Annotated in this window: 24 protein-coding genes and 1 tRNA gene; 8 read left to right on the forward strand and 17 right to left on the reverse strand. The window is 66.1% G+C overall.

Going from position 1 to position 26,043, the window contains the following annotated elements; genetic code table 11:
- Positions 1–8: 8 nt before the first annotated feature.
- The 4 genes from U1872_RS00080 to U1872_RS00095 all read right to left on the reverse strand — a co-directional run bounded on the left by U1872_RS00080 (position 9) and on the right by U1872_RS00095 (position 3,778).
- Positions 9–1,076 (reverse strand): hypothetical protein, encoded by a 1,068-nt coding sequence (locus U1872_RS00080; protein ID WP_332790851.1) that lies wholly within the window; start codon positions 1,074–1,076, stop codon positions 9–11.
- Positions 1,077–1,108: 32 nt separating this feature from the next.
- Complete coding sequence (locus U1872_RS00085; protein WP_332790852.1) at positions 1,109–1,576, reverse strand: hypothetical protein; 468 nt, start codon at positions 1,574–1,576, stop codon at positions 1,109–1,111.
- Positions 1,577–1,587: 11 nt separating this feature from the next.
- Positions 1,588–2,529, reverse strand: a complete 942-nt coding sequence (locus U1872_RS00090) for a hypothetical protein (protein ID WP_332790853.1) — start codon at positions 2,527–2,529, stop codon at positions 1,588–1,590.
- A 343-nt stretch (positions 2,530–2,872) separates the two neighbouring features.
- On the reverse strand, positions 2,873–3,778 hold the full coding sequence (locus U1872_RS00095) for a PAS domain S-box protein (protein WP_332790854.1): 906 nt from the start codon (positions 3,776–3,778) through the stop codon (positions 2,873–2,875).
- Between the two features lie 618 nt (positions 3,779–4,396).
- On the opposite strand from U1872_RS00095, the gene U1872_RS00100 reads away from it, so the two are divergent.
- On the forward strand, positions 4,397–5,347 hold the full coding sequence (locus tag U1872_RS00100; protein ID WP_332790855.1) for a cation diffusion facilitator family transporter: 951 nt from the start codon (positions 4,397–4,399) through the stop codon (positions 5,345–5,347).
- A gap of 13 nt (positions 5,348–5,360) precedes the next feature.
- Here U1872_RS00100 and U1872_RS00105 read toward each other — a convergent pair whose 3' ends face one another.
- The 3 genes from U1872_RS00105 to U1872_RS00115 form a co-directional block, all read right to left on the reverse strand.
- Positions 5,361–6,044 carry a DUF4893 domain-containing protein gene (locus U1872_RS00105; protein WP_332790856.1) on the reverse strand — a complete coding sequence of 228 codons (684 nt, stop codon included), beginning with the start codon at positions 6,042–6,044 and terminating at the stop codon, positions 5,361–5,363.
- Between the two features lie 77 nt (positions 6,045–6,121).
- Positions 6,122–6,907 carry a 3-hydroxybutyrate dehydrogenase gene (locus tag U1872_RS00110; RefSeq protein WP_332790857.1) on the reverse strand — a complete coding sequence of 262 codons (786 nt, stop codon included), beginning with the start codon at positions 6,905–6,907 and terminating at the stop codon, positions 6,122–6,124.
- A 17-nt stretch (positions 6,908–6,924) separates the two neighbouring features.
- Entirely contained in the window at positions 6,925–8,082 is a 1,158-nt protein-coding gene (locus U1872_RS00115) for a patatin-like phospholipase family protein (RefSeq protein ID WP_332790858.1), read from the reverse strand.
- Between the two features lie 105 nt (positions 8,083–8,187).
- On the opposite strand from U1872_RS00115, the gene ypfJ reads away from it, so the two are divergent.
- On the forward strand, positions 8,188–9,093 hold the full coding sequence (gene ypfJ, locus U1872_RS00120) for a KPN_02809 family neutral zinc metallopeptidase (RefSeq protein WP_332791787.1): 906 nt from the start codon (positions 8,188–8,190) through the stop codon (positions 9,091–9,093).
- A 181-nt stretch (positions 9,094–9,274) separates the two neighbouring features.
- On the opposite strand, the gene U1872_RS00125 is transcribed toward ypfJ, so the two are convergent.
- Both U1872_RS00125 and U1872_RS00130 read right to left on the reverse strand, forming a co-directional pair.
- A complete protein-coding gene (locus U1872_RS00125) occupies positions 9,275–10,276 on the reverse strand; it encodes an NADP-dependent oxidoreductase (protein ID WP_332790859.1) in 1,002 nt (333 codons plus the stop codon).
- A 119-nt stretch (positions 10,277–10,395) separates the two neighbouring features.
- Positions 10,396–11,445 (reverse strand): DUF2171 domain-containing protein, encoded by a 1,050-nt coding sequence (locus U1872_RS00130; RefSeq protein WP_332790860.1) that lies wholly within the window; start codon positions 11,443–11,445, stop codon positions 10,396–10,398.
- Positions 11,446–11,689: 244 nt separating this feature from the next.
- Here U1872_RS00130 and U1872_RS00135 point away from each other — a divergent pair.
- From U1872_RS00135 to U1872_RS00145, 3 genes are all read left to right on the forward strand, one after another.
- Positions 11,690–11,765, forward strand: a tRNA-Ala gene (locus U1872_RS00135).
- A gap of 83 nt (positions 11,766–11,848) precedes the next feature.
- Positions 11,849–12,697, forward strand: coding sequence for an oxygenase MpaB family protein (locus tag U1872_RS00140; RefSeq protein ID WP_332791788.1), 849 nt, complete (start codon positions 11,849–11,851; stop codon positions 12,695–12,697).
- Positions 12,694–13,437, forward strand: coding sequence for an NUDIX hydrolase (locus U1872_RS00145; protein ID WP_332790861.1), 744 nt, complete (start codon positions 12,694–12,696; stop codon positions 13,435–13,437). Before U1872_RS00140 ends, U1872_RS00145 begins: the two co-directional genes overlap by 4 nt.
- 31 nt (positions 13,438–13,468) lie before the next feature.
- On the opposite strand, the gene U1872_RS00150 is transcribed toward U1872_RS00145, so the two are convergent.
- The 4 genes from U1872_RS00150 to U1872_RS00165 all read right to left on the reverse strand — a co-directional run bounded on the left by U1872_RS00150 (position 13,469) and on the right by U1872_RS00165 (position 16,183).
- Entirely contained in the window at positions 13,469–14,020 is a 552-nt protein-coding gene (locus U1872_RS00150; RefSeq protein ID WP_332790862.1) for a hypothetical protein, read from the reverse strand.
- 204 nt (positions 14,021–14,224) lie between these two features.
- Complete coding sequence (locus tag U1872_RS00155) at positions 14,225–14,527, reverse strand: hypothetical protein (RefSeq protein ID WP_332790863.1); 303 nt, start codon at positions 14,525–14,527, stop codon at positions 14,225–14,227.
- 57 nt (positions 14,528–14,584) lie between these two features.
- Positions 14,585–15,364 carry a transglutaminase-like domain-containing protein gene (locus U1872_RS00160; protein ID WP_332790864.1) on the reverse strand — a complete coding sequence of 260 codons (780 nt, stop codon included), beginning with the start codon at positions 15,362–15,364 and terminating at the stop codon, positions 14,585–14,587.
- A 75-nt stretch (positions 15,365–15,439) separates the two neighbouring features.
- A complete protein-coding gene (locus U1872_RS00165) occupies positions 15,440–16,183 on the reverse strand; it encodes a Bax inhibitor-1/YccA family protein (RefSeq protein ID WP_332790865.1) in 744 nt (247 codons plus the stop codon).
- A gap of 268 nt (positions 16,184–16,451) precedes the next feature.
- Here U1872_RS00165 and U1872_RS00170 point away from each other — a divergent pair, with 268 nt between their 5' ends.
- On the forward strand, positions 16,452–18,011 hold the full coding sequence (locus U1872_RS00170) for a spinster family MFS transporter (protein WP_332790866.1): 1,560 nt from the start codon (positions 16,452–16,454) through the stop codon (positions 18,009–18,011).
- A 3-nt stretch (positions 18,012–18,014) separates the two neighbouring features.
- Here the strand turns inward: U1872_RS00170 and U1872_RS00175 are convergent, their stop codons facing one another.
- From U1872_RS00175 to U1872_RS00190, 4 genes are all read right to left on the reverse strand, one after another.
- Positions 18,015–18,554 carry a superoxide dismutase family protein gene (locus U1872_RS00175; RefSeq protein ID WP_332790867.1) on the reverse strand — a complete coding sequence of 180 codons (540 nt, stop codon included), beginning with the start codon at positions 18,552–18,554 and terminating at the stop codon, positions 18,015–18,017.
- 135 nt (positions 18,555–18,689) lie between these two features.
- The gene (locus tag U1872_RS00180; RefSeq protein WP_332790868.1) at positions 18,690–19,730 is read right to left on the reverse strand and encodes a ferritin-like domain-containing protein; all 1,041 of its coding nucleotides are present in this window, start codon (positions 19,728–19,730) and stop codon (positions 18,690–18,692) included.
- A 32-nt stretch (positions 19,731–19,762) separates the two neighbouring features.
- Positions 19,763–20,758 carry a ferritin-like domain-containing protein gene (locus U1872_RS00185; protein ID WP_332790869.1) on the reverse strand — a complete coding sequence of 332 codons (996 nt, stop codon included), beginning with the start codon at positions 20,756–20,758 and terminating at the stop codon, positions 19,763–19,765.
- A 254-nt stretch (positions 20,759–21,012) separates the two neighbouring features.
- Positions 21,013–22,761 carry an aspartyl protease family protein gene (locus U1872_RS00190; RefSeq protein ID WP_332790870.1) on the reverse strand — a complete coding sequence of 583 codons (1,749 nt, stop codon included), beginning with the start codon at positions 22,759–22,761 and terminating at the stop codon, positions 21,013–21,015.
- Positions 22,762–23,074: 313 nt separating this feature from the next.
- On the opposite strand from U1872_RS00190, the gene acnA reads away from it, so the two are divergent.
- Both acnA and U1872_RS00200 read left to right on the forward strand, forming a co-directional pair.
- On the forward strand, positions 23,075–25,747 hold the full coding sequence (gene acnA / locus U1872_RS00195; RefSeq protein WP_332790871.1) for an aconitate hydratase AcnA: 2,673 nt from the start codon (positions 23,075–23,077) through the stop codon (positions 25,745–25,747).
- Entirely contained in the window at positions 25,744–25,998 is a 255-nt protein-coding gene (locus tag U1872_RS00200) for a CBU_0592 family membrane protein (RefSeq protein WP_332790872.1), read from the forward strand. The genes acnA and U1872_RS00200 overlap by 4 nt, the downstream gene beginning before the upstream one ends.
- The last annotated feature ends 45 nt before the right edge of the window (positions 25,999–26,043 follow it).

The following is a 26,043-nucleotide window of genomic DNA, read 5'->3' on the forward strand; positions in this document are numbered from 1 at the left end:
TTACGCGGTCAGTTGATCGTGACGCGGAAGGAAGCTGCGAGCGGCACTAACGGTGTCAGAGTGCCCAAAGTCGCGCGGACCGTCGTACCGTCGAACGTGCCGGTACCGGTCTGGAGAAGGATGCAGGTGCCGAGCGGCCCGGCGGTGCCGAAGACGATCGAATTGGCAACGTAGGTGGTGTTCGCCGGGATCGCGTCGGCCAGGGTTACGCCGGAGGCGGTCCCCGGGCCGGCATTGCTCGCGGTCAGGCAATATTCGACCGTCGCGCCTGGGATTGCCTTGGGATTGAGCAGCAGATTGATCGGATCGGAAATGACCCGCGAGGTCTTGGCCAACGCAATCGCGGCATTGTCGATGACATATTGGTTGAAGGCGACCTTATGTCCGTCGCGGGCGCCATCGAGCGTCAGCAGCGGGCCGGCGGCATCGGCGAACACGATGTCGACGGCGTTGGGATTGTCGGCCGCGAGCGTCGAGGTCGCGACGAGGTCGGCCCCGAGGCCCGCCGAGCCGCCCGCCGCGACGACCGCGTTGAGTGCGACGATACCGTTGCGGATCCCGGCCGTGTTGGGGATGTTGGCGACGATGAAGACGTTGATCGTCGCGTCGGGCGCGAGCTCGTTGATGAAGGTCTGCGTGTCGGCGGCGTCATAGACGTGGTTGTCGTTCGAATCGACGAACACCCGCACCGTCGTCGGGGTGAAGTCACCGGTCCCGAGCAGCGGGATGGTCAGCGCAGTGGTCGACGCCTCGAGCCGGAAATCCTGGATCGCGTTGGTGTTGTTGGTGACGGTGAAGGTCGTCACCTGATCGTTGCTGCCGATCGCGACATAGGTCGGCGTGTTGACCGCCGCCACGGTGAGGTCGACCTTCTTATCGACCAGGAAGGTGGCGGCGTTCGAGGTGACCGACGCGGGCGATCCGCCGATCGAGTAGCTGACGGTCGCCTGGTTGGTGATGACCGTCCCCGATGTGGTGCCCGCGGGCGGCGCCGTCTGAGCAAAAGCCGGTGTCGCGCCCAAGGCCGCCAGTGCGGCCCCTGTCAGGAAGGTGACGCGCGTTCGATGTGACGACATGATATTCCCCTTGTTAATCGGCAGTTCGAAAATCACTTGAGGATGGCGCGGAACGCGAGCTTGCCGCTGCTACCGCCGGCGACTGGCGCGCCCAGGCGCCAGCGCACGACGCGCACGTCGGTGAGCGCGGCGGGGCGCAGCGTGCCGTCGGCGCTGCGCACGCGCAGTTGCCCGAGTGCGCCGAACGCCGAGCCATCTGTCGAGACTTCGGGAGCGGGGCTGCCCTCTGCCGGGCCAGCATATTGCAGTTGCGCGGGGATCGGATTGGCGACCACCACGCCGCTCGCGGCGACGCTGCCGGTGTTGCGATATTCGATGCGATAGACGATCCGGTCCCCCGGAATGATCTTTGCGGCGGGCATCAGCACGGTGCGTGTCGTACCGTCGGCCGCGGCCTGGCGCTGTTCGAGCAGGACCCTGGCGGTGATCTCGACCGGAGCAGCGAACGCCGGCACCGCAGCTGTCAGCGCGACGGCGCCGACCAAGAGTCTGGAAAACATCGGAAAGCTCCTCATTGGATGGTGACCTTGAACGTGACGGTGTGCGTGGCCGGGGCGGCGACGTCGCCGAGCGCGACGGCGATGCCAGCGGTGTCGACGCGGCCGGCGTCGGCATCGGCGGCATCCGAGAGGACCGTGCCGTCGAGGTTGAGGCTGCCGGCCACGTAGGTTGTGCCGGCCGGGATCGGATCGATCAGCCGCGCCGCGGGCGAGCGGCCCGATCCCGCGAAGGTCGCGACGATCGTGTAGGTGATCGTCGCGCCCGGGGTGGGGGTCGATGCGCCGTTGGGGCCCGCCACCGCTTGCGACTTGACCAGCGTGATCGCCTGATCGCCGCCGCTGCCGCCGCTGCCATCGACCACGGCGAGGGCGATACCGAGCGTGGCGGCTGCTCCGGTCGGGCCGGCGATCGCGTCGGCACCGCCATCGCCCCGTCCGGCGAAGAGCATGCCGGGCGCGCCCGATCCGGTCACGGCGGCCGCGCGGAGCGTCAGTGTGCCAGCCGTGCTGACGACGTTGCTGTGCAGCAACACGAGCAGCGCGAGCGACTGGCCCGCCGCGAGCGTCGGGGTGACGCCGGCTTGTGCGATCGCGAGATCGACCGCCGGATCGAATGCGCCATCGCCATTGCGATCGATCGCGAAGCCCTGGATCGTCGCGTCGATGCCGCTGAGCTGGCCCGCGAGGGCGAAGGCCTCGCTGCCATTGCCGCGATTGGTCAGCAGGAACGGGAGTGCGGCAATGCCGACCGGGATGGCGGCGGTCGGGCTGGCGGCTTGCAAGGCCACGTCAAGACGTTCGGCGACGGTGAGATGCGCGGGGTTCGACGATATGACGGTCTGCGCGGTATCCCGGCCGACGTTCAGCGTCGCGATATTGGTGATGACCGTACCCGCTTCAGCCGGCGATACTATAGTCTGGGCGCCGGCTGCATTAGAAGTGATGCCGGCCAAAGTGAAGACAGTTCCGATTACGCGGTGAACAGCACTCATTACCAATGGACTGCAGCGAAGCAGGACACGGCACTTCCCGACGTCTTCTCCACAAGATGTGGATCGACGGAGTGGGGGGCTGTTACCGGAAAGTGCCGTGCGCTTCGCATGGCACTGTATTAATTCGGACTATGAAAACAGGTTGTTACGTGTTCAAGCACGCCAAAGCTGGATTATACGCAGTAATCGTAGGCGTCGAACGATCGTTTCGGCTTATTTCTCGGAGATGTTACGAAGATTGCTTCGACTTTGTGTATTTTGGCGCACCGAGGCCATGTCGCCCAGCGATGCGCCGTGCATCGATTCAGTGTCGCTGCTGGTCGAGCAGCATGACTGCGATCACCGCGCCCTCGGTCGCATATTCGCCGCGCAGTTCGACGATCGACAGGCGAACGGGAAGTTCGAGCCCCGAATTGGCGAAGAGGCAGGTATCGATGCGGGCGGGGCCCTCGTGACGGAACACCGTTTCGAGCGCGTCGTGAAACGCGACGCGGTTGCGCGGCACCACGATCGTCGAGAATTTGACGCGCCGCATCGCGTCCTCGCTTAGCCCGAGCAGGTCGCACAGTACGCGATCGACGCCCTCGATCATCTCGCGCGGGGAAATGCGCGCATGGCCGAGGCGCCCATCAACCCCGACTGCCTCGATGATCGCCTGCTTCACGTCGGCCGATCTGTTAGCCTCGACGTCGCCGGTAATGTCGCGAAAGAAAATTGCGGCGCCCTCATCGACCGGAAAGGTCTCCATATGGAGCCAGATGCCGGGTTTCGTTACCGAAGGAACATCGGTCGCCGATCGTTCGCCGAAGGACAGTGTCCGTGCGATGTTGCGCAACGCGAACGACTCCTTGAGCTTGGGAATAGCCCGGTCGAGCGGCGCGCCCTGCAACTCGGTCGAGCTTAATTTGAAAAAGTCGCATGCCGCGGCATTGGCCCGCCTCACAATGAGATCCTGGTCGACGATCACGACACCGTCGCGAAATCGGTCAAACAAAGCATTCATGCTGGAATAGGCGCTGTCCGACTGTTGCGGTAGTCTGGCATCGCTGGAGATTTCTGCGAACGCGCGTGACGACAACAGAACATGCGTGTCACGACCGTGGTTGGTGATGGTAACGGGTGTCTCACTCGCGCGCTCGCGCCAGATCCCGAAGCTACGCACGAAATCCGCCGCGGACACACGATGGGCGGGAACAATATCTGACAACATGCCGTCACACTCCCTTTAAGCAACGCTACCAATAGAAACAATGATACTATAATAGGTTGCATCATGCGCACAAATTACGACTATGCGCTAGGCCTGTCTTAATGTGCGCTGCAGCATCTGATTGAACGGTGCGACGACTTGACGCTGTGAAAGACAATTATATTAAGTTATTGATAAATAACATCAAACTCTGAAACTTCTGCCGCGCGCTTGGCTGCGGGGCCGGCTGACCCATCCAGAAAAGGTTCAATACTTACGGGAACGCACGATTCCGTGCGAACCAGCCAAGCGTCGCTCGTGCATTTTTTTGCGGAAATTCTGTAGATCGTATAATGTTTTAGCTTCGGGGCGCCGCAGCGAAGGCTTCGGCGGCATGTAGCGTCACCAGATCGCATCATCGCTGCCGATCGCTCCCGGCGGTGTCGCCGTCTGTTATGGCCAAATTACATATTTTATGAAGTAAAGGCGGAACGGTCGCTCTATCTTTACTTTGTCTGTTAACCGAATGAACGTTGCAATCGATTGATGCGGCGTCACCGGCCCTTTCCCGATGGCGGGTTTCGAATTGGCCTCGCCTGGTCTACGCGCATATGCAGCCGCGCAAAGGGAGCATCCATTATGTCCGCAAGCAAGCAGAGCGGCTCGAACTTCGTCATCATCGCAGCGCTGGTCGCCAATCTCGGGATCGCGGTCGCCAAGTTCATCGCTGCCGCGCTGACCGGGTCGTCGTCGATGTTGACCGAGGGCTTCCACTCGGTGGTCGACAGCTTCAATCAGGTGCTGCTGCTCTACGGCCAGCATCGTGGCCGCCGGCCGCCCGATCAGGCGCATCCGTTCGGCTACGGCCGCGAACTGTATTTCTGGAGCTTTGTCGTCGCGATCCTGATCTTCGCGGTCGGCTCGGGCGTCTCGATCTATGAAGGCTGGGAGCATTTCAAGCATCCCGAACCGCTGCGCGACCCGCTGATCAACTATATCGTCCTCGCCGTCTCGTTCGCGCTCGAGGGCGGCTCCTGGTTTTTCGCGATCCGCGAATTCGCCGCTGCCAATCGCGGGCGGAACTGGTGGGTTGCGGTACGCCAGTCGAAGGATCCGGCGGGCTTCATCGTGCTGTTCGAGGATTCGGCGGCGCTCGCCGGGCTGATCATCGCAGCGGTCGGCGTAACCGCGAGCATGCTGCTCGACGATCCGCGGATCGACGGCATTGCCTCGATCGTGATCGGGCTGGTGCTGGGCATCGTCGCGGTGCTGCTGGCGCGCGAGGCGAAAGGGCTGCTGATCGGCGAGGGGGCCGATCCCGAGATCGTCGCCAAGGTTCGCGCGATCGTCGATCGCCGGCCCGAGATCACCGCGGTCAACCACGTCCGCACGATCCACACCGCGCCCGAGAGCATCTTCGTCGCGATCAGTGCCGATTTCCGCGATTCGCTGACGATGGGTGAGGCCGAATTGCTGATCGAGCGGATCGAGACCGAGCTGAAGGCCGCCGAGCCGATGCTGTCGTCCATCTATATCCGTCCCGAGCGGCGCGAGGACGCCGCGGTCCTGCCGACGGCGCCGACGGACTGAGCCGCGCGGCGGATCAACCGCGCCGGGCGGGAACGATCTCGACCACGTCCAGCAGCGATTCGAAACGCGGGCGCGGCAGGACCAGGCGCCAGCGACGCGTGCCGATGCGCTCGACATAGCCGGCGAGGTCGCGGTTGATGTCCTGCCCGTAGTTGAGCGGCTTGGTCTCGTCGCCGAGCACCATCGTGCCGAGAAAGACGCTGCGCGCCGCCGAGTCCGGATAGACCAGCCCGACCGGTCGCTGCGCCCCCGAGACCTTGTAGAGCGCCGAGACGCTGCCCTCTGCGGTGACGTGGCAATCGACCGCGGGATAGGCCGTGACGTTGCGCATCGCGGTGCCGTTCGCGCCGAGCTTGATCACGCGGCAGCGATAGGCGCCTGGCGGCGGCGTCGCCTCGGACAGCGCGCGATCGGGATCGAACAGGTCGGGGTCGCTCGCGATCACGGCGGCGTTGGCGCTGGTCGAGACCTTGGCCAGCGCATCGATCCACGCCTGTCGCCATCCGCGCAACCGACGCCGGTCGGCGACGGTAGCAACGCGCCGCCAGTCGGTCGCATCGGTCGGCAGGCCGACCAGCGCGCGGGGCGACGCGATCCGTGGCTGGATCGTCTGCGTCGTCTTACCGCCGCAACCGCCGAGCAAGCCGAAGGGGAGCGCGCACAGCGACGACCCCAGGATCTGGGCAAATATCTTCAAGGAAACCGTTCTTTCGTTGCGACCTGAGCCCAACGACCCACGGCTCGGCAAGGTTGCAAAGATCGGGTGCGGCCGCGTCAGCCGGCCGTCCAGCCGCCGTCCATCGAGAGGTTTGCGCCAGTGATTGACGCGGCCTCGTCGCGGCACAGGAACAAAGCCAGCGCGGCGACCTGTGCCGGCGTAACGAATTCCTTGGTCGGCTGCGCCGCCAGCAGCACGTCATTGAGCACCTGGTCGCGCGTCAGCCCGCGCGCCGCCATCGTGTCGGGGATCTGGCTCTCGACCAATGGCGTCCAGACATAGCCGGGCGAGATGCAGTTGACCGTGATGCCATCGGTCGCGGTTTCGAGCGCGATCGTCTTGGTCAGGCCGGCAAGGCCGTGCTTGGCCATGACATAGGCCGACTTGTTGGGGCTCGCGACGAGCGAATGCGCCGAGGCGGTCGAGATGATCCGGCCCCACTTCGCCGCTTTCATCAGCGGTACGGCGGCCTGCATCATGTACCAGGCCGAGTTGAGGTTGATCTTGATGATCGCCTCGAACTTGTCGGCGGGGAAATCCTCGATTTTCGCGACGTGCTGGATGCCGGCGTTGTTGACGATGATGTCGGGCCCACCGAGCTCGGCATGGCAGCGCGCGACGAGCGCGGCGATCTCTTCGGGCTTAGTCATGTCGGCGGCATCGTAGAGCGCGCGGGCGCCACTGGTCGCTTCGAGCTTGGCGCGCTCCGCCTCGATCGCGGCAGCATCGCCGAAGCCGTTGATGACGACGCTGGCGCCCTCGGCTGCGAAGACCTTGGCATATTCGAGCCCGATGCCCGAGGTCGAGCCGGTGATGATGGCAGTCTTGCCCTTGAGGAACATGGAACTCTCCGTGATGGTCAGGGAAGGGGGATGCGTTTGACGGTGAGATCGAACGAGGCGCTCTTGCCCGTCTCGATATTCTCGGCGACGAGTTGCGCATTGGCCATCGTCTCGGCGACGGCCTCCTGGCCGGCCTCCCAATGCTCGCGCATCGTCCGGGCGGAAAATTCGAAGTCGCGGCTGCCGCCCTCCCACGCATTGGCGCGGTAGATGAGGTGGACGAGGTTGACCGGATCCTCGTTCGATTGCGCGCGCAGCGCCATGACGTCAGGATCGTCGTGCAGCGCAGTCGGCAGCTTGGCGAGCACGCGCCGGGCGAGCTCACGGTCCTTGCGGATCCGCATCACCTGGTCGGAGACCTGGCGCGTGCGGCTCGAGAAGCGGATCTCTTTTTCGCGCGCCATCACGTCCATGATCGTGCGCGGGCGCTCGGTTGCGGCGGGGAACAGATCGATCTGGAAGGCGAGCAGGGCGCCCTGCTGGTGGTCGAGCACATGCGTCAGCGGGGTGTTCGACACCGGGCCACCGTCCCACCACAGCCGCCCGTCAATTTCGATCGGCGGGAGGCCGGGGGGCAGCGCACCTGACGCCATGATGTGGCGCGCGTCGATCACCGTATCGGTGGTGTCGAAATAGCGGAAATTGCCATTCTCGACATCGACCGCGCCGACCGACAGGCGGACTGGGCCGTGGTTGAGCAGATCCCAGTCGATCAGCGAGTCGAGCGTCTCCTTGAGCGGCGCCGAATCGTAGTAGCTCATCGCTGCGGGCGTGCCCGGCGCGGCGAACATCGGTGACACCGTGCGCGGGCGGAAAAAGCCCGGAACCCCCGTCGCCAGCACGAAGCCGGCCGACCATTCGTGGAGAAATTCGCGGATCCGGTCGTCGGGGAAGATCGGGAAGCTCGGTAGTGCCGAGGTCATCTTGTCCCAGAAGATATTGAGCCGTTCGACCCGCCGCTCGGGCGGGTTGCCCGCGACGATCGCGGCGTTGATAGCGCCGATCGAGATGCCCGCGACCCAATCGATCTCGATCCCGCTCGCCGCCAGCCCCTCGATCACGCCGGCCTGATAGCTGCCGAGCGCACCGCCGCCCTGCAGGACCAGCGCGACGCAGTCGGGGAGGGGAAGGGCCTTCGCCTTGCGCTTCGGCCGGATCGTGTCTGCGTCTGCCATCGCCCCGACATGCGCGACTTGGCGGTCGCGATCAACACCGGCTTGCAACAACTGCGGCCGCCAAGCATTCATGCCGCAGCGGCAACGACCCCGGGAAGTGACACGATGCGCCTCGACGATTTCGATCCCAATATCAACGTCGAGGACCAGCGCGGCCAAGGCGGCGGCGGTGGCTTCGGTGGCGGCGGCGGGCTTTTGCTCGGGCTGGTGCCGATGGTGTTCAGCCGGTTCGGCTGTGGCGGCGTCGCGATTCTGCTCGCTGTGCTGTTTTTCTTCGGCGGCGGTCTCGGCATGCTCGGCGGCGGGAGCCAGTTGTCAGCACCGACCGAGCAAGTCGGCCAGCCGAGCGGCGGCAAGGGTGCCGCGGCGAGCTGCACGGTCAATGCCGAGAGCAAGGCGGCGTGCAACGCGTTCAGCTCGGCCGACAAGACGTGGGGCTCGATCTTCCAGCGCGAAGGCAAGCAGTTCCAGCAGCCCAAGCTCGTCTTCTATGGCGGCAATGGCCGCTCGGGTTGCGGCGCGGCGCAGAGCGCGATGGGGCCGTTCTACTGCCCGCGTGACCAGGGCATCTATCTCGACACGAGCTTCTTCGCCGAGCTCGCCAATCGCTTCGGCGCGAAGGGCGATTTCGCGCAGGATTATGTGATTGCGCACGAATTCGGGCATCACATCCAGAATCTGCTCGGCACGTCCGATCAGGTCGCGTCGATCCAGCAGCGCGGCAGCCAAGTCGAGGGCAACCAGGCCTCGGTCAAGCTTGAGCTGCAGGCTGATTGCTATGCCGGCGTGTGGGCCGCGCAGAATAAGGATCGGCTCGAAAATGGCGATATCGAGGAAGGCATGACCGCCGCCAATGCGATCGGCGACGACACGTTGCAGAAGCAGTCGCAGGGCCGCGTCGTGCCCGACAGCTTCACGCACGGGACGTCGGCGCAGCGGATGGCGTGGTTGCGCAAGGGGCTCGAGAGCGGCGACCCTGCGCAATGCGACACCTTCTCGGGCGCGCTCTGAAGCGCGCGATGCCCTCTCCCGCGGTCGCGGGAGAGGGCAAGCATAGGTTTCGGTCGAGTGCTCATCTAAACCCGTTCGGGCTGAGCTTGTCGAAGCCCTGCCCTCAGCAGGCGGAGTGTTTACCTGCTGAGAGGTGCCCTTCGACAGGCTCAGGGCGAACGGGGGTGGGACACCTGAGCGTTTACAGCTTTACCAGCATCTTGCCGGTGTTCCCGCCGCTGAACAGCGCGAGGAAGGCATCCGGCGTCGCCTCGAGGCCGTCGAACACCGTCTCCTGGTTCTTGAGCTTGCCCTCGGCGAGCCAGCCCCCCATCACGCGGTAGAATTCATCGGCCTTGTTCATATGGTCGCTGACCAGCAGCCCGGTCATGCGGATCCGCATCCCGATCAGCCGCGCGAGATAGCGCAGTTCGGTCGGCTTCGACGAATTGTAGACGTCGATCATCCCGCAGATCGCGAAGCGCGCGTGGAGGTTGCCGGTGGCGAGCGCGGCATCGAGATGGTCGCCGCCGACATTGTCGAAATAGACGTCGATGCCGTCCTTGCCGAGCCCCTGCAGCGCGGCGAGCAGCTTCTTCACCAGCGGCCCCTCGCTCTTATAATCGATCACCGCGTCGGCACCGAGATCGGTCACCAGCGCGCATTTGTCGGCACCGCCGGCCGAGCCGATCACCGTCATCCCGCTGGCCTTGGCGACCTGCACCACGGTCGAGCCGACCGCGCCGGCGGCGGCGGACACGAACACGACGTCGCCGGGCTTTGCCTCGGCGACATGCAGCAGGCCGAAATAGCCGGTCATCCCGGGCATGCCGAGCAGACCAAGAAATTGTTGTGGCGGTACGCCGAGGTCGGGGAGCTTCTGCACCTGCTTGGCGGGGAGCACGGCTTCGTCGCGCCAGCCGAGCATGTGCTGGACGAGATCACCGACGGCCAAGCCCTCGGCGCGGCTCTCGACCACTTCGCCGATCGCGCCGCCCTGCATCGGATCGCCGAGCACGAAGGGCGGAACGTAGGATTTCACGTCGTTCATCCGGCCGCGCATATACGGATCGACCGAGAGAAAACGGTTGGCGACGCGCACATCCCCGTCGCCGAGCGCGGCGGTGGGCGTGTCGATCAGTTCGAAATCGCTCGCAACGGGCATGCCGTTGGGGCGGGATTTCAGGGTCCAGGCACGAGTCATTATAAGCCTCCTCATCAAATTCGAAGGTGGGGTATGCCGATGCGCGAGCGTTGGCAACGAAAAAGCCCCTCTCCCGCGGGCGGGAGAGGGGCTCATTCACGAGCGCGGACGCTCAGCGCTTACGATGTGCGCGACGTGCTCCAGCTCGACGCCTGGCTCGTCGTGCCGACTTCCTGGTCCTTGTGCGACCCGTCCTCGTTGAAGAAGGCCTGGTTGCGTTCCTCGTCGCGCCAATGCGCCTTGGCGTCATCGGCGGTCTTCGAGATCGTCACGCGGGTGTCGACCGAGTGGAGCCAGCGCGACGGGATCGAATGGTGGCGGCCACCGGCATCGGCATCGGTCTTGGTGAGGATGATGCGATCGCCACGCACCTTGTCGACCGTCCCGACATGCGCGCCGTCCGAGCCGACGACTTCCATATGCTCGGTCACCTGCGACAGCGAGCCGCGCTGGGTCTGGCGCTGGTTGCGCCACGTGCCGAATTCACTGTCGAACTTGGTGCGATTCTCCTGGCGATACTCGTCATAATCGCGGTCGAGCGCCTCGATCTGCGTGCGGCGCCAGTTGTGATAATGGTCGTCGCCGTGCGAGGTGCCATAGCGCTGCTCGTCATAGCGCGCGTCGAGATCGCGGCGACGGTTCGCCTCATCGTCGCCGAACCAGGAGCGGACTTCGTCGCCCGCACGGTCGAAGAAGCCGCGCTCGTCATAGTCGTAGCCCTGCGGCTGGCGTCCGTAGCCCTGCTGGCCGCGGTTCCCCTGCGATCCGCGGTCCTGCTGGGCGCGGTCTGGCTGGAAGCGATCGCGGTTGCCGTACATGTCGGGGCGACCATAATCGCGCGCGCCGTAGCGATCATCCTGGCTGCCGCCCTGGCGATAGCCGCTCTGGCTGTAGCTGCCCTGGCTGGCGTTACCCTGACCATAGCTGTCCTGACCCTGGAAGCCGCCGTCACGGCGATAGCGCGACGCGCGCTCGTTTTGGCCGTCGTCGCTATACCGGTCGCGCTGGCCGAATTCGTCGTACGCGCCCCATGGCTGGCTGTCGCCGCGCCCGCCGTGATCACGATTGGGGTCGCGGTTGGATCCGTAGCTGCCGCGGCCATAGTCCTGGCGCTGGTCGCGATCGTCATACCCACCCGAGCTGTTTCGGGGATAGCGTTCATAACCCATGATAACGTCCTCCTGAGACGGTGAGGCCGCTCCGCACGCGGTGCCGCGTGTCGATGTGGCTGGGGCTAAAAGCGCAGGAAAAGCCTATCCGTTCCGTTCGTTACGGGCGCGACGAAACGGACCGGCGCATCGCGCACGCGCTTGGTCGCAGCGAAAAGCGCGGTGACCGGCGGTGGTGTGTTGCGTCGCTGAAAAAGCGTCGCTATGGCGGAATCTCCGCCCGGACGGCGGTTCGGCGTGGTGCGGGGCTGTAGCTCAGATGGGAGAGCGCTGCAATCGCACTGCAGAGGCCAGCGGTTCGATTCCGCTCAGCTCCACCACGCCTTCTCCGAGCTGAGCGCCGACCGACGTGCCGAGCCGTGGACCCTATCGGCCGGTCGACCATTCAGGCATCATGTCCGTCATGTCACCCGCCGATCGCCTGTCCCGCCCGCTCAAGGGGTTGATCGTCGGGCAGGTGCGCGCGCTGTTCAACGACAAGACGCGCGGCGAAAAGCCGGTCGAGCGCCGCATGGACGCGCTGTTTCCGCCCGATTCGGTCGCCTGGCGCGTGCATGGGGACGTCACGACGATGCTGGTCGGGGGTATCGCTGCGCTGCTGCTGCAGATGCTCCACCCAAAAGTGCTCGCCGGCGTGTGGGACCATTCGGGCTTTCGTGACGACATGCAGGGGCGCCTGCGCCGGACCGCACGCTTCATCGCGGTGACGACCTTCGGTGCGCCCGATGATGCCCGCGCGATGCTCGCCAAGGTGCGGCGGATCCACGACCATGTCGGCGGCACGCTGCCCGACGGTACGCCGTATCAGGCGGGCGATCCCGCGCTGCTCGCCTGGGTGCATGTCTGCGAGGTGCTGAGCTTCCTCGACGGCTGGATCCGCTATGGCGAGCCGTCGATGCGCCGCGCCGACCAGGACCGCTACGTCGCCGAGATGGCGCGGATCGCCGAGCCGCTCGGCGTGTCGCCGATCCCGCATACCCGCGCCGAGGCCGAGGCGATTCTCCAGTCGATGCGCGGCGACCTGCGCGTCGATGCGCGCACGCGGGACGTCGCCACGGTGCTGCTCGGGCAGCCCGCGCCGTCGCTCGCCGCCGGGCCGTTCCAGGCGATCACGCTGCAGGCGGGCGTCGACCTGCTGCCCGGGTGGGCGCGGACGATGCACGGGCTTGCGCAGCCGGGGCTGGGTGTCCCGCTGATCCGCGCCGGTACCTTCGGCGTCGCGAGCACGTTACGCTGGGCGTTCCGGACATGAGCGAACCGATCCCCGCCGCGACGCTGGTGCTGTTCCGCGAGGGGGAGGGGGCGCCGGAGCTGCTGTTCGTCGAACGGTCGAAGGCGATGGTGTTCGCAGGCGGCGCGCTGGTCTTTCCCGGTGGGCGGATCGACCCGGGTGACCGCGCGCTCGCGCTCGAACTCGGCGGCGACCCCGACGACACCGCCGCCCGCATTGGCGCGATTCGCGAGACGATCGAGGAGGTTGGCGTGGCGGTCGGCCTGCCGGCGATCGCGCCGACGACGCTGGCCGCGTTGCGCGCCGGGCTCCATGCCGGCGCGACGTTCGGCGCGATGCTGCGCGATCTCGGTCTTGCGCTCGATCCTGCGGCGTTGACCGGGTTCGCACGGTGGGTGCCGGCGCATGCCGAACGGCGGATCTTCGATACGCGCTTCTACCTTGCGCGCCTGCCGGCGGATGCGCCGCCGGCGGTCGTCGATGATACCGAGAACGTCCACGTCTTCTGGTCGAGCGCACAGGAGGTGCTCGCGGCGGCGGATGCGGGGTGGGCGAAGATCATCTTTCCGACGCGGCGCAACCTCGAGCGGCTCGCGCAATTCGGTAGTTTCGACGAGGCGGTCGCGCATGCCGCGGCGCACGCGATCCGCACGGTCACGCCGTGGATCGAGGAACGCGACGGGGTCGAGCATCTCTGCATCGCCGACGACCTGGGGTATCCCGTCACCTCGGAGCCGCTCGGACGCGCGGTTCGGGGGTAGGCTCGCGCCCGCGATCACGCGGGCGCCATGCTCAGTTCGGCAGCGCTGCCGTCTCGACCTTCTCGACCCATTTGGGGAAGAATGCCGGCTGGCGGTTCGACCAGCCCGACGCGGTCGCCGCGGCTTCGCTGATCGACTGGAGCAGCGTGCGCCGCATCTCGGGATGGAGATGCGGGAGCGCCGCCGCCGAACAGAAGGCTGCCGGCAGCCATGGCCGCACCTCGGCGCCGACGAGGCGTTCGTAGAGAAAGCGGTAAGCCGAGAAGGTGGTGAGCCGTCCCTGGCCGAGATCGAACGCGGTCACCGTCATCAACGAGGCGAGAAACGGTTCGATCGCGTCGAGGCCGCTATCGTCGGGGAGCAGGGCGCGGATTTGCGGGAGCCGGGCGTAGAGCCGGGCCTGGGCGCGGATGCTGGCGGCTTCGACGACATCGCGCGACCAGCGTTTCATCGCATCGTCGCGATCGAGGCCGACATCCAGCGAGCGGCGGACATAGCGTTGCGTCGCGGATGCGAAGCTCGCAAATTCCTTCATCTCGGCCAACGACATCGCCCCAGTGGCCGGCTTCCTTTGAGAACCCATCACGTCACCCCGCGCTACAAGTGCAGTCGGACAACGATGCGCCCCAAGGCTTTACGCTATGGTTAACGCGCCGTCGTCCGGCGGATACAAGCGACCACGTTTTGTGGTGCGACGCAACATACCTTGCGATGAACGGCGTGGGAATATCGGGAAAAGACCTAAGGTGCGGCGATTACGCAAGATTAGCGCGATCGCCGCGTTCCTTCAGGCCTTATTGGCGAGTGCCGCCTCGGCATCGGGGTCGAAGCCCGACGATTTCGGCGCGGTATCATTGTCGCCGGGCTTGCTGGTCGAGGGCGGATCGGACGCGTCCATCGATTCGTCGAGCGCATTGTCGCGCGCCGCATCGGCACTCTTGGGATCGCGCTCGAGTCGCTTGGCAATCGACTCGTCCTGCCCGGCATTCTGCCGTGGATCGTGGATGTCGTGGCCCTCCTCGGGCTCACCCGGGGCAACCGAGATGCCGTCCAAGGCCTTTTCGTCGACCAGCTTGGTATCTTCGGTCATTGTCGCTCTCCTGAAATGGTCCAGCAACAAAACGATCGAGCGGGCTACGGTGTTCCGTCAGCCCAGGCGCGTGACCGAAACAGTCTGCTGGTTGAAGGTCGCGGTGCCGAACACCGTCATGAAAGCGATGTCGGTCGCATCACGACCGACCGCGACGCGGACGAGGTCGGCGCACGACGCCATCCGCGTCGCATCGATCAGGTGCCATGCCCCGCCGATCCACACTTCGGCAACGGCATGGAAGTCGGGTGGATCGACGCCGGGCGCATAGGCCGAAACGCAGCGTGCGGGGATTCCGCCGGCACGCGCCAGCGCGACGAGCAGGTGCGCATAATCGCGACAGACGCCGCGCCGCTCGGCGAAGGTCATCATCGCGGTGGTGGTGCCGGTCGACGTGCCGCACGCATAGGTCAGATGCCCGGCGACCCAGTCGCTCAATGCGGCGGCGAGCGGCCCGGCGGTGAGACCGGGAAACTCCTGCTGGACGAAGCCTTCGAGCCGATCCGATTCACAGTATCGGCTGGGCAGGAGATAGGGGATCGTCTCGGGCGGCATCAGCCGGATCGGCGTGTCGCCGAGTGAGGCGAAGGCGATCGGCGTGCGCACGACCTCGACGATCGCGCGATAGTCGGCGCGGAACGGACCTGTCGCGCGCGCCCAGCAGCGCTGTCCGATGCCGTCCTCGCCCGGCACCGCACGGATCGGATCGTTGCTGTAGACGCGCAGGTCCTGCAGCTCGAGCCGCTGGTCCGGACCCTTGGCGGCTTCGACCAGCAGCAGCACGTCGGCTGCGCCATCGATGGTGTAGGCGAGCGTGACGTCGATCGCGAGGCGCATTCGCTATGGTCCGGGCAAAAGAAAAGGCCCGACGGAGCGATCCGTCGGGCCCGATCAAGGAGGGTAGGCGAGCGCTTAGTTGCGGTTCCCGAACAGGCGCAGGATGAACAGGAACATGTTGATGAAGTCGAGATACAGCGTCAGCGCCGACATGATCACCGTGCGCGATTCATCCTGCGTCCCGGCGACATGCGCGTACATGCTCTTCACGCGCTGCGTGTCGTAAGCGGTGAGCCCGGCGAACAGCAGCACCCCGACGATGCTGATGACCAACGTCATCACGCTCGACTGGAAGAACAGGTTGAGCAGGCTGGCGACTATCAGGCCCACCAAGCCCATGATCAGGAACGTGCCGAACGCCGACAGATCGCGCTTGGTGGTGTAGCCGTAGAGGCTGAGACCTCCGAACGCCGCAGCCGTCGCGAAGAAGGCCTGTGCGACCGACGCGCCCGAATAACGCAGGAACACCGTCGAGAGCGACAGGCCCATCGCGACCGCGAAGCCCCAGAACATTGCCTGCAGCGTCGCCGGCGACATGCGCTGCGCGCCGAAGCTCATGCCGAAGACGAAGCCGAGCGGCGCGAGCATGATCACCCAGGCGAGCGGCCCGCCACCGAGCAGCACGCGTGCTGCCGGCGATTCCATCCCGCCCCACGAAAAGGCCATTGCGACTACCCCCGTCAGCAGCACCGCCGACAGCATGTAATTGTAGACCGACAGCATGTAGCTGCGCAGCCCGGCATCGTAAGTGGCCGTGCCAACGGTCCCGGCCGTCTGGAACGCGGATGCGCTCGGACGGGGATCAGACCAGTTTGCCATTGCGAAAAGCTCCTCAAGACCGGCCAAGTGCCGGATCACTGCAATATCGGCCCTCGACGAGGGCATTTCAAGCGAATCCGCAGGACGGTTTCGGGCGGATCGCGCGACAGCATCACTTTGTAACAATGCGCCGGAGCCCAGCCGGCGTGCGCACGCTCGGTTTGCCTCCGCTGCCGCCGCGCCGGAACCCGGTCGAAATCGCTTTCGTATTTCCGGTATGCTCTGCTAGGCCAGGTGGCAGAGCAGAAAATGCCGAGAGGAACGATCGATGGCCAGCCTTCCGTCCGCAGGGCAAGCGCGCGCGCCCGCTTATGCCTGGTATGTTCTGGGGGTCCTGTTCCTCGTTTACGTGCTGAATTTCGTCGATCGGCAGATCATCTCGATCCTTGCCGAGGACATCAAGCGCGACCTGCATTTGAAGGATGAGGATCTCGGCTTCCTCTATGGCACCGCGTTCGGCGTGTTTTATTCGTTGTTCGGGATTCCGCTCGGCCGGCTCGCCGACAATTGGCACCGGGTCCGCTTGATGACGCTCGGGCTCGCCTTGTGGTCTGCGATGACGGCGTTTTCGGGGATGGCGCGCAGCGGCGGGATGCTCGCCGGCGCGCGGATCGGCGTGGGGGTGGGCGAGGCGACGGCGAGTCCGTCGGCCTATTCGCTGATCTCGGACTATTTTCCCAAGCGGCTGCGCGCGACCGCGCTCGCGATCTATTCCTCCGGGCTGTACGTCGGCGGCGGTCTCTCGCTCGGCATCGGCGGGCTGATCGTGCAGCGCTGGAACCAGGCCTATCCAGGCGGCGGACCGTTCGGGCTGCACGGCTGGCAGGCGGCGTTCATGATCGTCGGGGTGCCCGGGCTGCTGCTCGCCTTGCTGATCGCGACGCTGCGCGAGCCGATCCGCGGCGCGGTCGAAAACCTGCCCGAGCCGCCGGCGCATCCGGCGCCGTTCAAGGCGTTCCTCGGCGAACTGGTGACGATCCTGCCGCCGCTGACGCTGATCGGCGCGGCGCAGGGCGGGGCGCGGGCGTTGCTCGTCAACCTGCTCGGGCTCGGCGTGGTGGTCGGCGCGGTGTGCGTCCTGCTCGCCTTTGGCGAGCCGTGGCCGCAATGGGTCGCGATCGGCATCGGAGTCTATGCGGTCTTCTCGTGGGGCTGCGCGCTGAAGCGGCGCGATCCGCCGACCTTCCGGCTGATCGTCGGCAATCCGGCGTTTCTCTGCGTGGTCGTCGCCTACGGTCTCAACGCCTTCGTCAGTTATGCGGTGAGCTTCTGGGCCTCGCCTTATGTGCTGCGCACGCTGCACGAGACGCCCGCGCTGGCCGGGCTGATGGTCGGCTCGAGCGGAGCGCTCGGCGGGTTCCTCGGCGTCACGCTCGGTGGGATCGCGGCGGACCGGTTACGGCGGCGCAATCCGGCGGGGCGGGTGCTGATGATCCTGTTCGGCGCGACGGTGCCGATCCCGTTCGTCATCCTCGCGTTCACCGCCACCTCGACGCTGGTCTTCTATCCGGCGATGTTCGTTGCCGGCATCTGCGCGAGCAGCGCGCTCGGCGCGGCGGGCGCGACGATGCAGGATCTCGTGCTGCCGCGGATGCGCGGCACCGCGACGGGCACCTTCTTCATCGGAACGACGCTGCTCGGGCTGGCGATGGGCCCGTATCTCGCCGGGCGCATCTCGACGCTGTCGGGCAGCCTGTCGGTCGGCGTGCTGTCGCTGCTGCTCGCCTCCCCGATCACGCTCGCTGCCGCGATCGGGGCGTACAAGCTGGTCCCGCGCGCAGAGGCCAATCGTGAGACCTGGGCGCGCGAGGCCGGCGAGCCGATCTGACGATCAGCCTGCGGCGAACACGCCGCAGGCGACGCGCGCGCCGCTATTGCCCGACGGATCGGTCATCAGGTCGTCGGGCTTGTCATGCACGACGATCGCGGCGCCGTCCGCGTCGAGCAGGCCAGCCATCGTCGCGCCGGGCAGCACGGCGCCGATCGTCCCGCGGCCGCCCGGGCCGACGATCAGGTTGGGCATGTCACCTTCGTGCGGGCCTTGCGCGTTCATCGATCCGTGCTTGGTGCCGGCCGGGTTCCAGTGGCCACCCGCGGTCGCGAAATCGGGCGCGTCGCAGCGGCCGACGGCATGGATATGCGCGCCATGCGTACCAGGTGCGACTCCGGTGACGTCGAGCGTGATGCGCAGGCCGCCGGTCACCTCGGTCGCCGTCGCGCGGCCGACATCGGCGCCATCGGCGGTGCGCAGCATCGCGACGGCGCGGGCGCCCTGCGCCATCGGTGCGCCGACCGCGTCGACGTGGGCCTTGTCGCACGCTGCCAGGCCGAGCAGCGCCAGCGCCGTGGTGGTGATCAAGACAGTTCGCATCGTTCTTCTCCTGTTGCCGCCGAGCCCGACTGCTGCGCGTCAACGGCGAAGCGCGCAACCGGGACTACGCACGAGCCACGAAAAAAGGGCCGTGCGACAGGTCGCACGGCCCCGAAAGACGAACAGGAAGCGCGCTTAGCTGGCGGCGCTCGTCCGGATATTGCCGTTGATGCCGTTCGGGAAGAAGCCGCCACCGACCAGCGCCGACTTCGACAGATAGACGATGTTGAGCACCTGGCCGGTCGTCCGGCTGTAGGCGAGGCCGTTATTGTCGGTTGGCACGATGTTCGACTGCGACGCATCGGGGCCGGCGATGCCCTGGTCGTCGTCGCTCGCGCCGTCGAGGCTGTCGCGGGCGTCGCTGATCTTGCCAGCTGCGGTGATCAGCGCAGGGATCGCCGCCATCGTCGGTGTTCCGATACCCTTCGCGTAGAGCACCGTGCGGACCAGCCCGGCGTGATACGCTTCGGCGGCGAGGATGCCGGCGGCAGCCTCGAGATAGGTCTTGTTGGTGATCAGCGGCGATGCGCCCTTATAGGCCGACACGCCGACGTCTTCGAAGATGAAGGCGCCGAGCAGGAAGTTGGTGTCGCTGGCGTAGGGATCGAACGTGCCGTTGGTGTTGTCGATCGCACCGCTGGCATTGGTCGCGATTCCGGCTGCGCGGGCTGCCGCGGTGAAGGCGCCGGTAGCGCCGCCATCGATGTTGATCGCGGGCTGTGCGACCGCTGCCGAGCCCAGCACCGAGCGCAGGAAGTTGACGTGCGCCGCCTCGTCCGCCGCGATTTCGCGGGCATATTGTGCGACGACCGGGTCGGTGAAGGTGACCTGACGGCCGCCGACGACGGCGCCCTGCGTGCCCGTGCCGGTAAGAACGGTGTCAGGCAGGCCCTGGCCGTAGACCGCGCGCACATAGAATTGTGCCTCGAGATATTCGAGGTTGAGCGCGAAGTTGAGCACGTCGAGATCGGTCTGCGCGCTCGACGTCGGGGTCGAAGTTGCGGTCGGGGTAGGGGTCGGCACCGGAGTATTGTCGTTGCCGTTGCAGGCCGCGAGCAGCGAGAGCCCGCCGGCGGCGACGGTCGCCGAGGCGGCGGTGCGCATGAACTGGCGGCGTTCGTGGCGACGGCGCTCGCCGGCTTCGAGCACTTGCGCGAGAATGGTCTGATCGGTCATTTCGGTATCTCCCTGGAGGGGAACGGCGCGGCTTAGTTCGCGGCGCTCGTCTTGATGTTGCCATTCACGCCGGCCGGGAAGAACCCGCCCATGGTGACCGAAGCGTTGTTCAGATAGACGATGTTGAGCACCTGGCCCGTCGTCCGACTATACGCGATGCCGTTGGGGTCGAGCGGCACGATGTTCGACGCGAGCGCGCCGTTGAGCGTGGTCGGCGAGATACCCTGATCGAGATCGCTCGTGCCATCGAGCGAGTCGCGCGCGTTGGAGATGGCATCGGCCGACGTGCGCAGCGACGGCGTCGCAACGCCGCGGGCGTAGAGTGCGGTGCGCACCAGGGCCGCGTGATAGGCCTCGACCGCGAGGATGCCGGCGGCCGCCTCGATATAGGTCTTGGTCAGCAGCGGTGCTGCGCCCTTGTAGGCGGTGACGCCGACGTCCTCGAAGATGAACGCGCCGAGCAGGAAAGCGTCGTCGCTGGCATAGGGATCGAAGAAGCTCGTCTGTGCGGTGCCGGCCGGGGCGGAGGCGATCAGGCCGGCGGCGCGGGCGGCCGAGCTGAAGGCGCCGGTCGGCGAGACGCCGATGTCGATCGTCGGCTGGGCAACCGCCGAGCTGCCGAGCGCGGTGCGCAGGAAGCTGACGTGGGTGATCTCGTCGGCGGCGATTTCCTTGGCGTAGGCGGCGACGAGCGGATCGGTGAACACCACCTTGCGGCCGCCGGTGGCGGCGCCCTGCGTGCCGGTGCCGGACAGCATCGACGCGGCGAGCCCGGTGCCGTTGACGGCGACGCTGTAGAATTGCGCCTCGAGATATTCGAGGTTGAGCGCGAAATTGAGGATGTCGGGGTCGGTCGGGGTGGTCGGATCCGCTGCCGAGGCGCGCGAGCCCAGCGACATGGCGCCGATCCCGGCGCCGGCGACCGCGGCTGCGCCAAAGGCGGTTCGGAAGAATTCGCGGCGCTCGTTGCGGCGCTCGACACGCCGGTCGAGAACGTCGATCATTTGCTGGCTAACGTCGTCGGTCATAGGTCAGACCTCCCCTGATGGGTGGTTCGCCGCAGACCGGTCGACCTCGGATACGCATCCCAAAGCGGCCTAGTACACGGCGTAACCACTTGGCGTTCACACGACACCTCGCCCGCAGCAGGATTGCGACGGATCAGCATGTCGGGACTAGGAACGTTCGCGAACGGCAGCCGGATGCGCGGGGCGACAAATAAACCCCGCGATCGCGCCGATCGTGACCAGGCCGATCGTGACCGGGCGGCGGGGTGGGTGCGTTAGAAACCGATCTTGTGGGCGCGCTCGGCGACCTTTGGATTGATGCTCAATGCCAGCGCGCGGTCGCTTTCGGCCTGCGCGGTCGCGCCGGTCTTCGTCTCGACGACGCTGCGCATGTAGAGCGACCAGCCGTTGCGCGGATCGAGCTTGAGCGCCGCGCTATAGTCGGCGAGCGCCTTGTCGGTCTCGCCGCGGCGCAGCCGGATCAGGCCGCGACTGTCGAGAAAGGATGCATTGCCCGGCTGTGCCCGCACTGCGGCGTTGCAGTCGGCGAGCGCCTTGTCGATGTCGCGCCCGAGCAGTCCGCGCGCCCAGCACCGCCCGTTCAGTGCGCGCGGGCGCGAGCTGTCCTCGGCATGGCTGGCGAGCCACTGCTCGTAATTGGTGATCGCCGCCTCGTAGCGATCGAGCTCGGTGTAGAGGCTCGCTACCATCAAGCGCTTGTCGGACGACGGCGCGAGCGCGTGGTCGGCCGCGGTGACATCGTCGAGTGCGCTCGCCTGTGTCTTCTCGTGGATCGTGAGCCCGGCGCGTTCGATGTGCGCGTCGGGATCGTTCGGGGCGAGCTGAATCGAGCGATCGAGATCGCCGAGCGCGGCATCGCGCTGACGATTGAGCAAGCGCGCTTGCGCCCGCTGGTAGAAATAGCGGCCCTCGGTCGGTGCGAGCGTGCAGGCCTTGTCGAAGTCGAGCAGGGCGTCGGTGATCTTGTGGTTCGAGAGGGCGATCGCGCCGCGGCGGCTATACTCTTCGGCGCCGGTCGGTTCGGCGGCCTTGCTGGTCAGATCGAGCTTCGTGCCGTCGGACGACATCGCGCCCTTGGGCGACAGGTTGAACACCGGGCCACCCTCATAGGTGATGTAGATCGCGCGGTTGGCGTTCGAGACGAACATGCGGTGCGTCAGGAAGAAGTCGGCGCCGACCAGCATGTCGACGCCCTCGAGCCCGATCTCGGAAATCGCGATGCGCGGGCGGCGGATCGCTTCGCCACCGATATCGATACTGTCGAACGGCGCGAGCCATGACGGCACCTGACGCGTGCCGAGACCGCGGCTGAACCCGGTGCGGACCACGCCGGCGGAGTCCGGGGTGATGCCCGCGCGCTTTGCCGCGCCCAGCGACACCACCGAGCTGTAGGCGCCGCTGTCGAACATCGCCCGGATCTTGACACCGTTGAGCAGGATCGTGCCGATCGTATGCGGTTTCCACAGGCCCGCTGGCGGGACGATGAGCGGGACCAGCGTGACCGGTTTGTCGCCGGCCCAATACGCGAGCGCCATCTTGGCGCAGCCGGTCGTCTTCATGAGCCGCACCGAGCCGTGCGGGAGATCATATTCCACGTCGGCGAGCCCGAGGATATTCTGGCCGAGCAGGCCGGCGGTGCCGGTGTCGCTGCCGCCAACGACGAAATTGGCCTTGGGGATCGTGACGCTGCCGAGCGAGAAATTGTTCGAGACGATATAGCCCGCCGACGTATCGCCGCCGATGCCCTGCAAGCGGAACCAGGCCGGGGCGGTCTCGACGCGCTGGCCGAACTCGGCGGCACTGGCGCGCGAGAGCGTGCTGTAGAAAGCGCCGCTGTCGAGAATGAAGCGCGCTTCCTTGTCGCCGAAGCGTCCCGAAACCATCGGTTGGCGCCCGTTCATCGTGACCGGAATGTCGAGCATCTTCGCGACCTGGCAGGCCGCCATCGCCGGCATCGGTGCGATCAGCGCCGCCGCAGGAAGGATCAGGCGCAAGTATCGCATCGACGGCCCCTCTGTATCGCTCTCGAGCGGTTGCGCCGGAGCGAAAATCGCCAATCGACTCAACGCCAAGCCATCATGCGGCCTGGCTCAGGCGTAGCGTGCTCGATGGTTGGGGGAATAGTGAAAAAAAGCTCATCTGCCGAAGATTGATCACGACGCGGCTGTACGCCACCGTCACGCCCTTCCCCAAGCGACACCTCGCTGCTATCGGCCTCCCGACTCTCGCATTCGCATAGTCGGTCGCGCCCGCGCGGAACCTCCAAGGTTTCGCCTCCCCGCCGCGGCCAGACGCAAAGGGAAGGACCCGCTGCTTATGACCGCCATCGGCCAGGATACACTCGGCACCCGCACCACGCTCGACGTGGGCGGCACCTCGTACGACTATTACAGCCTCGCCACCGCTGCCGAGAAACTGGGCGACATCAGCCGTCTGCCGTTCTCGATGAAGGTGCTGCTCGAGAATTTGCTGCGCTTCGAGGACGGCAAGACCGTCACCACCGAGGATCTTCAGGCGATCATCGACTGGCAGCAGGAGCGCAAGTCCGACCGCGAAGTCCAGTATCGCCCCGCGCGCGTGCTGATGCAGGATTTCACCGGCGTTCCCTGCGTCGTCGATCTCGCGGCAATGCGCGATGCGATCACCAAGCTCGGTGGCGATGCCGCCAAGATCAACCCGCTCGTGCCGGTCCATCTCGTGATCGATCACTCGGTGATGGTCGACGAATTCGGCACGCCCAAGGCATTCGAAGATAACGTCGAGCTCGAATATCAGCGCAACAACGAGCGCTACGAGTTCCTCAAGTGGGGCTCGAAGGCGCTCGACAACTTCAAGGTCGTGCCCCCAGGCACCGGCATCTGCCACCAGGTCAACCTCGAGAACCTCGCTCAGACGGTGTGGTCCTCGGTCGCCCCCGACGGCAAGACCATCGCGTATCCCGACACCTGCGTCGGCACCGACAGCCACACGACGATGGTCAACGGCCTCGGCGTGCTCGGCTGGGGCGTCGGCGGGATCGAGGCGGAAGCCGCGATGCTCGGCCAGCCGGTCTCGATGCTGATCCCCGAGGTCGTCGGCTTCAAGCTGCACGGCTCGCTCGCCGAGGGCATCACCGCGACCGATCTCGTGCTCACCGTCACGCAGATGCTGCGCGCCAAGGGCGTCGTCGGCCGCTTCGTCGAGTTCTATGGTCCGGGCCTCGATGCGCTGTCGCTCGCCGATCGCGCGACGATCGCCAACATGGCGCCCGAATATGGCGCGACCTGCGGCTTCTTCCCGATCGATGACGCCACGCTCACCTATCTGCGCCTGACCGGCCGCAGCGAAGAGAACATCGCTCTGGTCGAGGCGTATGCCAAGGCGCAGGGCATGTGGCGCCTCGCCGACGCGCCCGATCCCGTCTTCACCGACACGCTCGAGCTCGATATGGCGAACGTCGTGCCGTCGCTCGCCGGCCCGAAGCGCCCGCAGGACAAGGTCATCCTCACCGAGGTCGACGACACGTTCAACGCCGATCTCGCCAAGATCTATCATCACGCCACCGCCAAGCGCGTCGCGGTCGAAGGCCGTGACCATGATATCGGTGACGGCGACGTCGTGATCGCCGCGATCACCAGCTGCACCAACACCTCGAACCCTTCGGTGCTGGTCGCCGCTGGCCTCGTCGCCCGCAAGGCGAACGCGTTCGGTCTCAAGCCCAAGCCGTGGGTCAAGACCTCGCTGGCGCCGGGTTCGCAGGTCGTCACCGACTATCTCGACAAGGCTGGCCTGACCGAGGACCTCAACGCGGTCGGCTTCAACCTGGTCGGCTATGGCTGCACCACCTGCATCGGCAATTCGGGCCCGCTCGCGCCCGCCATCTCGGCGGCGATCAACGGCAACGACATCGTCGCGGCCTCGGTGCTCTCGGGCAACCGCAACTTCGAGGGCCGCGTGTCGCCCGACGTGCGCGCCAACTTCCTCGCCTCGCCGCCGCTCGTCGTCGCTTATGCACTCAAGGGCACGGTGACCGAGGACTTCACCACCACCCCGATCGGCCAGGCGACCGACGGCACCGACGTCTATCTCAAGGACATCTGGCCTTCGAACGCCGAAGTCCGCGAAGTGATGGACGCGAACATCGACCGCGGCATGTTCCAGTCGCGCTATTCGAGCGTGTTCCTCGGCGACAAGAAGTGGCAGGCGATCGCGATCGAAGGCTCGGACACCTACGCGTGGCCGCCGGCATCGACCTACATCGCCAACCCACCCTATTTCGACGGCATGTCGATGACCCCGGCGGCGGTGCAGGACATCGTCGAGGCGCGTCCGCTCGCGATCCTCGGCGATTCGATCACCACCGACCACATCTCGCCGGCCGGTTCGATCAAGGCGGATTCGCCCGCCGGCGCATGGCTGATGGAGCGGCAGGTCAATCGCGCCGACTTCAACTCCTATGGCGCACGTCGCGGCAACGATAACGTGATGGTCCGCGGCACGTTCGCCAACATCCGCATCAAGAACGAGATGGTCCCCGGCGTCGAGGGCGGCATGTCCTCGTATAAGGGCGAGACGATGCCGATCTACGACGCGGCGATGCGCTTCAAGGCGGACGGCGTTCCGCTGATCGTCATCGCGGGCAAGGAATATGGCACCGGCTCGTCGCGCGACTGGGCGGCGAAGGGCACCAACCTGCTCGGCGTGCGCGTCGTCATCACCGAGAGCTTCGAGCGGATCCATCGCTCGAACCTGGTCGGCATGGGCGTGCTGCCGCTGCAGTTCGCCGACGGCGTCGACCGCAAGACGCTCAACCTCGACGGGTCGGAGAGCTTCACGATCATGAAGGTCGCCGAGATCCGTCCGCGCCAGGACGTCGAAGTCGTGATGACGCGCGCCGACGGCACGGTCGAGACGTTCCTGACGAAGTGCCGGATCGATACCGTCAACGAGCTGGAATATTTCCTCAACGGCGGCATCCTGCAGTACGTGCTGCGCAAGCTGGCCGCTTGAGCCTGCTGATCGAGGTGATCGGATGGGCAGCGGCGCTGCTCATCCTCGCCTCGTATCTTCTGGTCTCGATGGGGCGCCTCTCGGGGCAGTCGGCGGTGTTCCAGTGGATGAACGTCGTCGGCGCCTCGGGCTTCGTGCTCAACAGCGGGGCGCACGGCGCGTGGCCGTCGACCACGCTCAACATCGCCTGGGCGGCGATCGGAATTGCGACGCTGTGGCGGATCTGGCGGGTGCGGACCCCGCGCCCTTGATACTTGGCGGCCGGTCATAGTGACGACGCGTGCCTGCGCACATGG

It is taken from the genome of Parasphingomonas frigoris (assembly GCF_036663815.1).
Classification (GTDB): Bacteria; Pseudomonadota; Alphaproteobacteria; order Sphingomonadales; family Sphingomonadaceae; genus Sphingomonas.

Coding starts and splice junctions, on each gene's coding strand:
- U1872_RS00080 (WP_332790851.1), bottom strand. CDS start 1,076: ATGTCGTCACATCGAACGCGCGTCACCTTCCTGACAGGGGCCGCACTG.
- U1872_RS00085 (WP_332790852.1), bottom strand. CDS start 1,576: ATGTTTTCCAGACTCTTGGTCGGCGCCGTCGCGCTGACAGCTGCGGTG.
- U1872_RS00095 (WP_332790854.1), bottom strand. CDS start 3,778: ATGTTGTCAGATATTGTTCCCGCCCATCGTGTGTCCGCGGCGGATTTC.
- U1872_RS00100 (WP_332790855.1), top strand. CDS start 4,397: ATGTCCGCAAGCAAGCAGAGCGGCTCGAACTTCGTCATCATCGCAGCG.
- U1872_RS00110 (WP_332790857.1), bottom strand. CDS start 6,907: ATGTTCCTCAAGGGCAAGACTGCCATCATCACCGGCTCGACCTCGGGC.
- U1872_RS00115 (WP_332790858.1), bottom strand. CDS start 8,082: ATGGCAGACGCAGACACGATCCGGCCGAAGCGCAAGGCGAAGGCCCTT.
- ypfJ (WP_332791787.1), top strand. CDS start 8,188: ATGCGCCTCGACGATTTCGATCCCAATATCAACGTCGAGGACCAGCGC.
- U1872_RS00125 (WP_332790859.1), bottom strand. CDS start 10,276: ATGACTCGTGCCTGGACCCTGAAATCCCGCCCCAACGGCATGCCCGTT.
- U1872_RS00130 (WP_332790860.1), bottom strand. CDS start 11,445: ATGGGTTATGAACGCTATCCCCGAAACAGCTCGGGTGGGTATGACGAT.
- U1872_RS00140 (WP_332791788.1), top strand. CDS start 11,849: ATGTCACCCGCCGATCGCCTGTCCCGCCCGCTCAAGGGGTTGATCGTC.
- U1872_RS00145 (WP_332790861.1), top strand. CDS start 12,694: ATGAGCGAACCGATCCCCGCCGCGACGCTGGTGCTGTTCCGCGAGGGG.
- U1872_RS00150 (WP_332790862.1), bottom strand. CDS start 14,020: ATGGGTTCTCAAAGGAAGCCGGCCACTGGGGCGATGTCGTTGGCCGAG.
- U1872_RS00155 (WP_332790863.1), bottom strand. CDS start 14,527: ATGACCGAAGATACCAAGCTGGTCGACGAAAAGGCCTTGGACGGCATC.
- U1872_RS00160 (WP_332790864.1), bottom strand. CDS start 15,364: ATGCGCCTCGCGATCGACGTCACGCTCGCCTACACCATCGATGGCGCA.
- U1872_RS00165 (WP_332790865.1), bottom strand. CDS start 16,183: ATGGCAAACTGGTCTGATCCCCGTCCGAGCGCATCCGCGTTCCAGACG.
- U1872_RS00170 (WP_332790866.1), top strand. CDS start 16,452: ATGGCCAGCCTTCCGTCCGCAGGGCAAGCGCGCGCGCCCGCTTATGCC.
- U1872_RS00175 (WP_332790867.1), bottom strand. CDS start 18,554: ATGCGAACTGTCTTGATCACCACCACGGCGCTGGCGCTGCTCGGCCTG.
- U1872_RS00180 (WP_332790868.1), bottom strand. CDS start 19,730: ATGACCGATCAGACCATTCTCGCGCAAGTGCTCGAAGCCGGCGAGCGC.
- U1872_RS00185 (WP_332790869.1), bottom strand. CDS start 20,758: ATGACCGACGACGTTAGCCAGCAAATGATCGACGTTCTCGACCGGCGT.
- U1872_RS00190 (WP_332790870.1), bottom strand. CDS start 22,761: ATGCGATACTTGCGCCTGATCCTTCCTGCGGCGGCGCTGATCGCACCG.
- acnA (WP_332790871.1), top strand. CDS start 23,075: ATGACCGCCATCGGCCAGGATACACTCGGCACCCGCACCACGCTCGAC.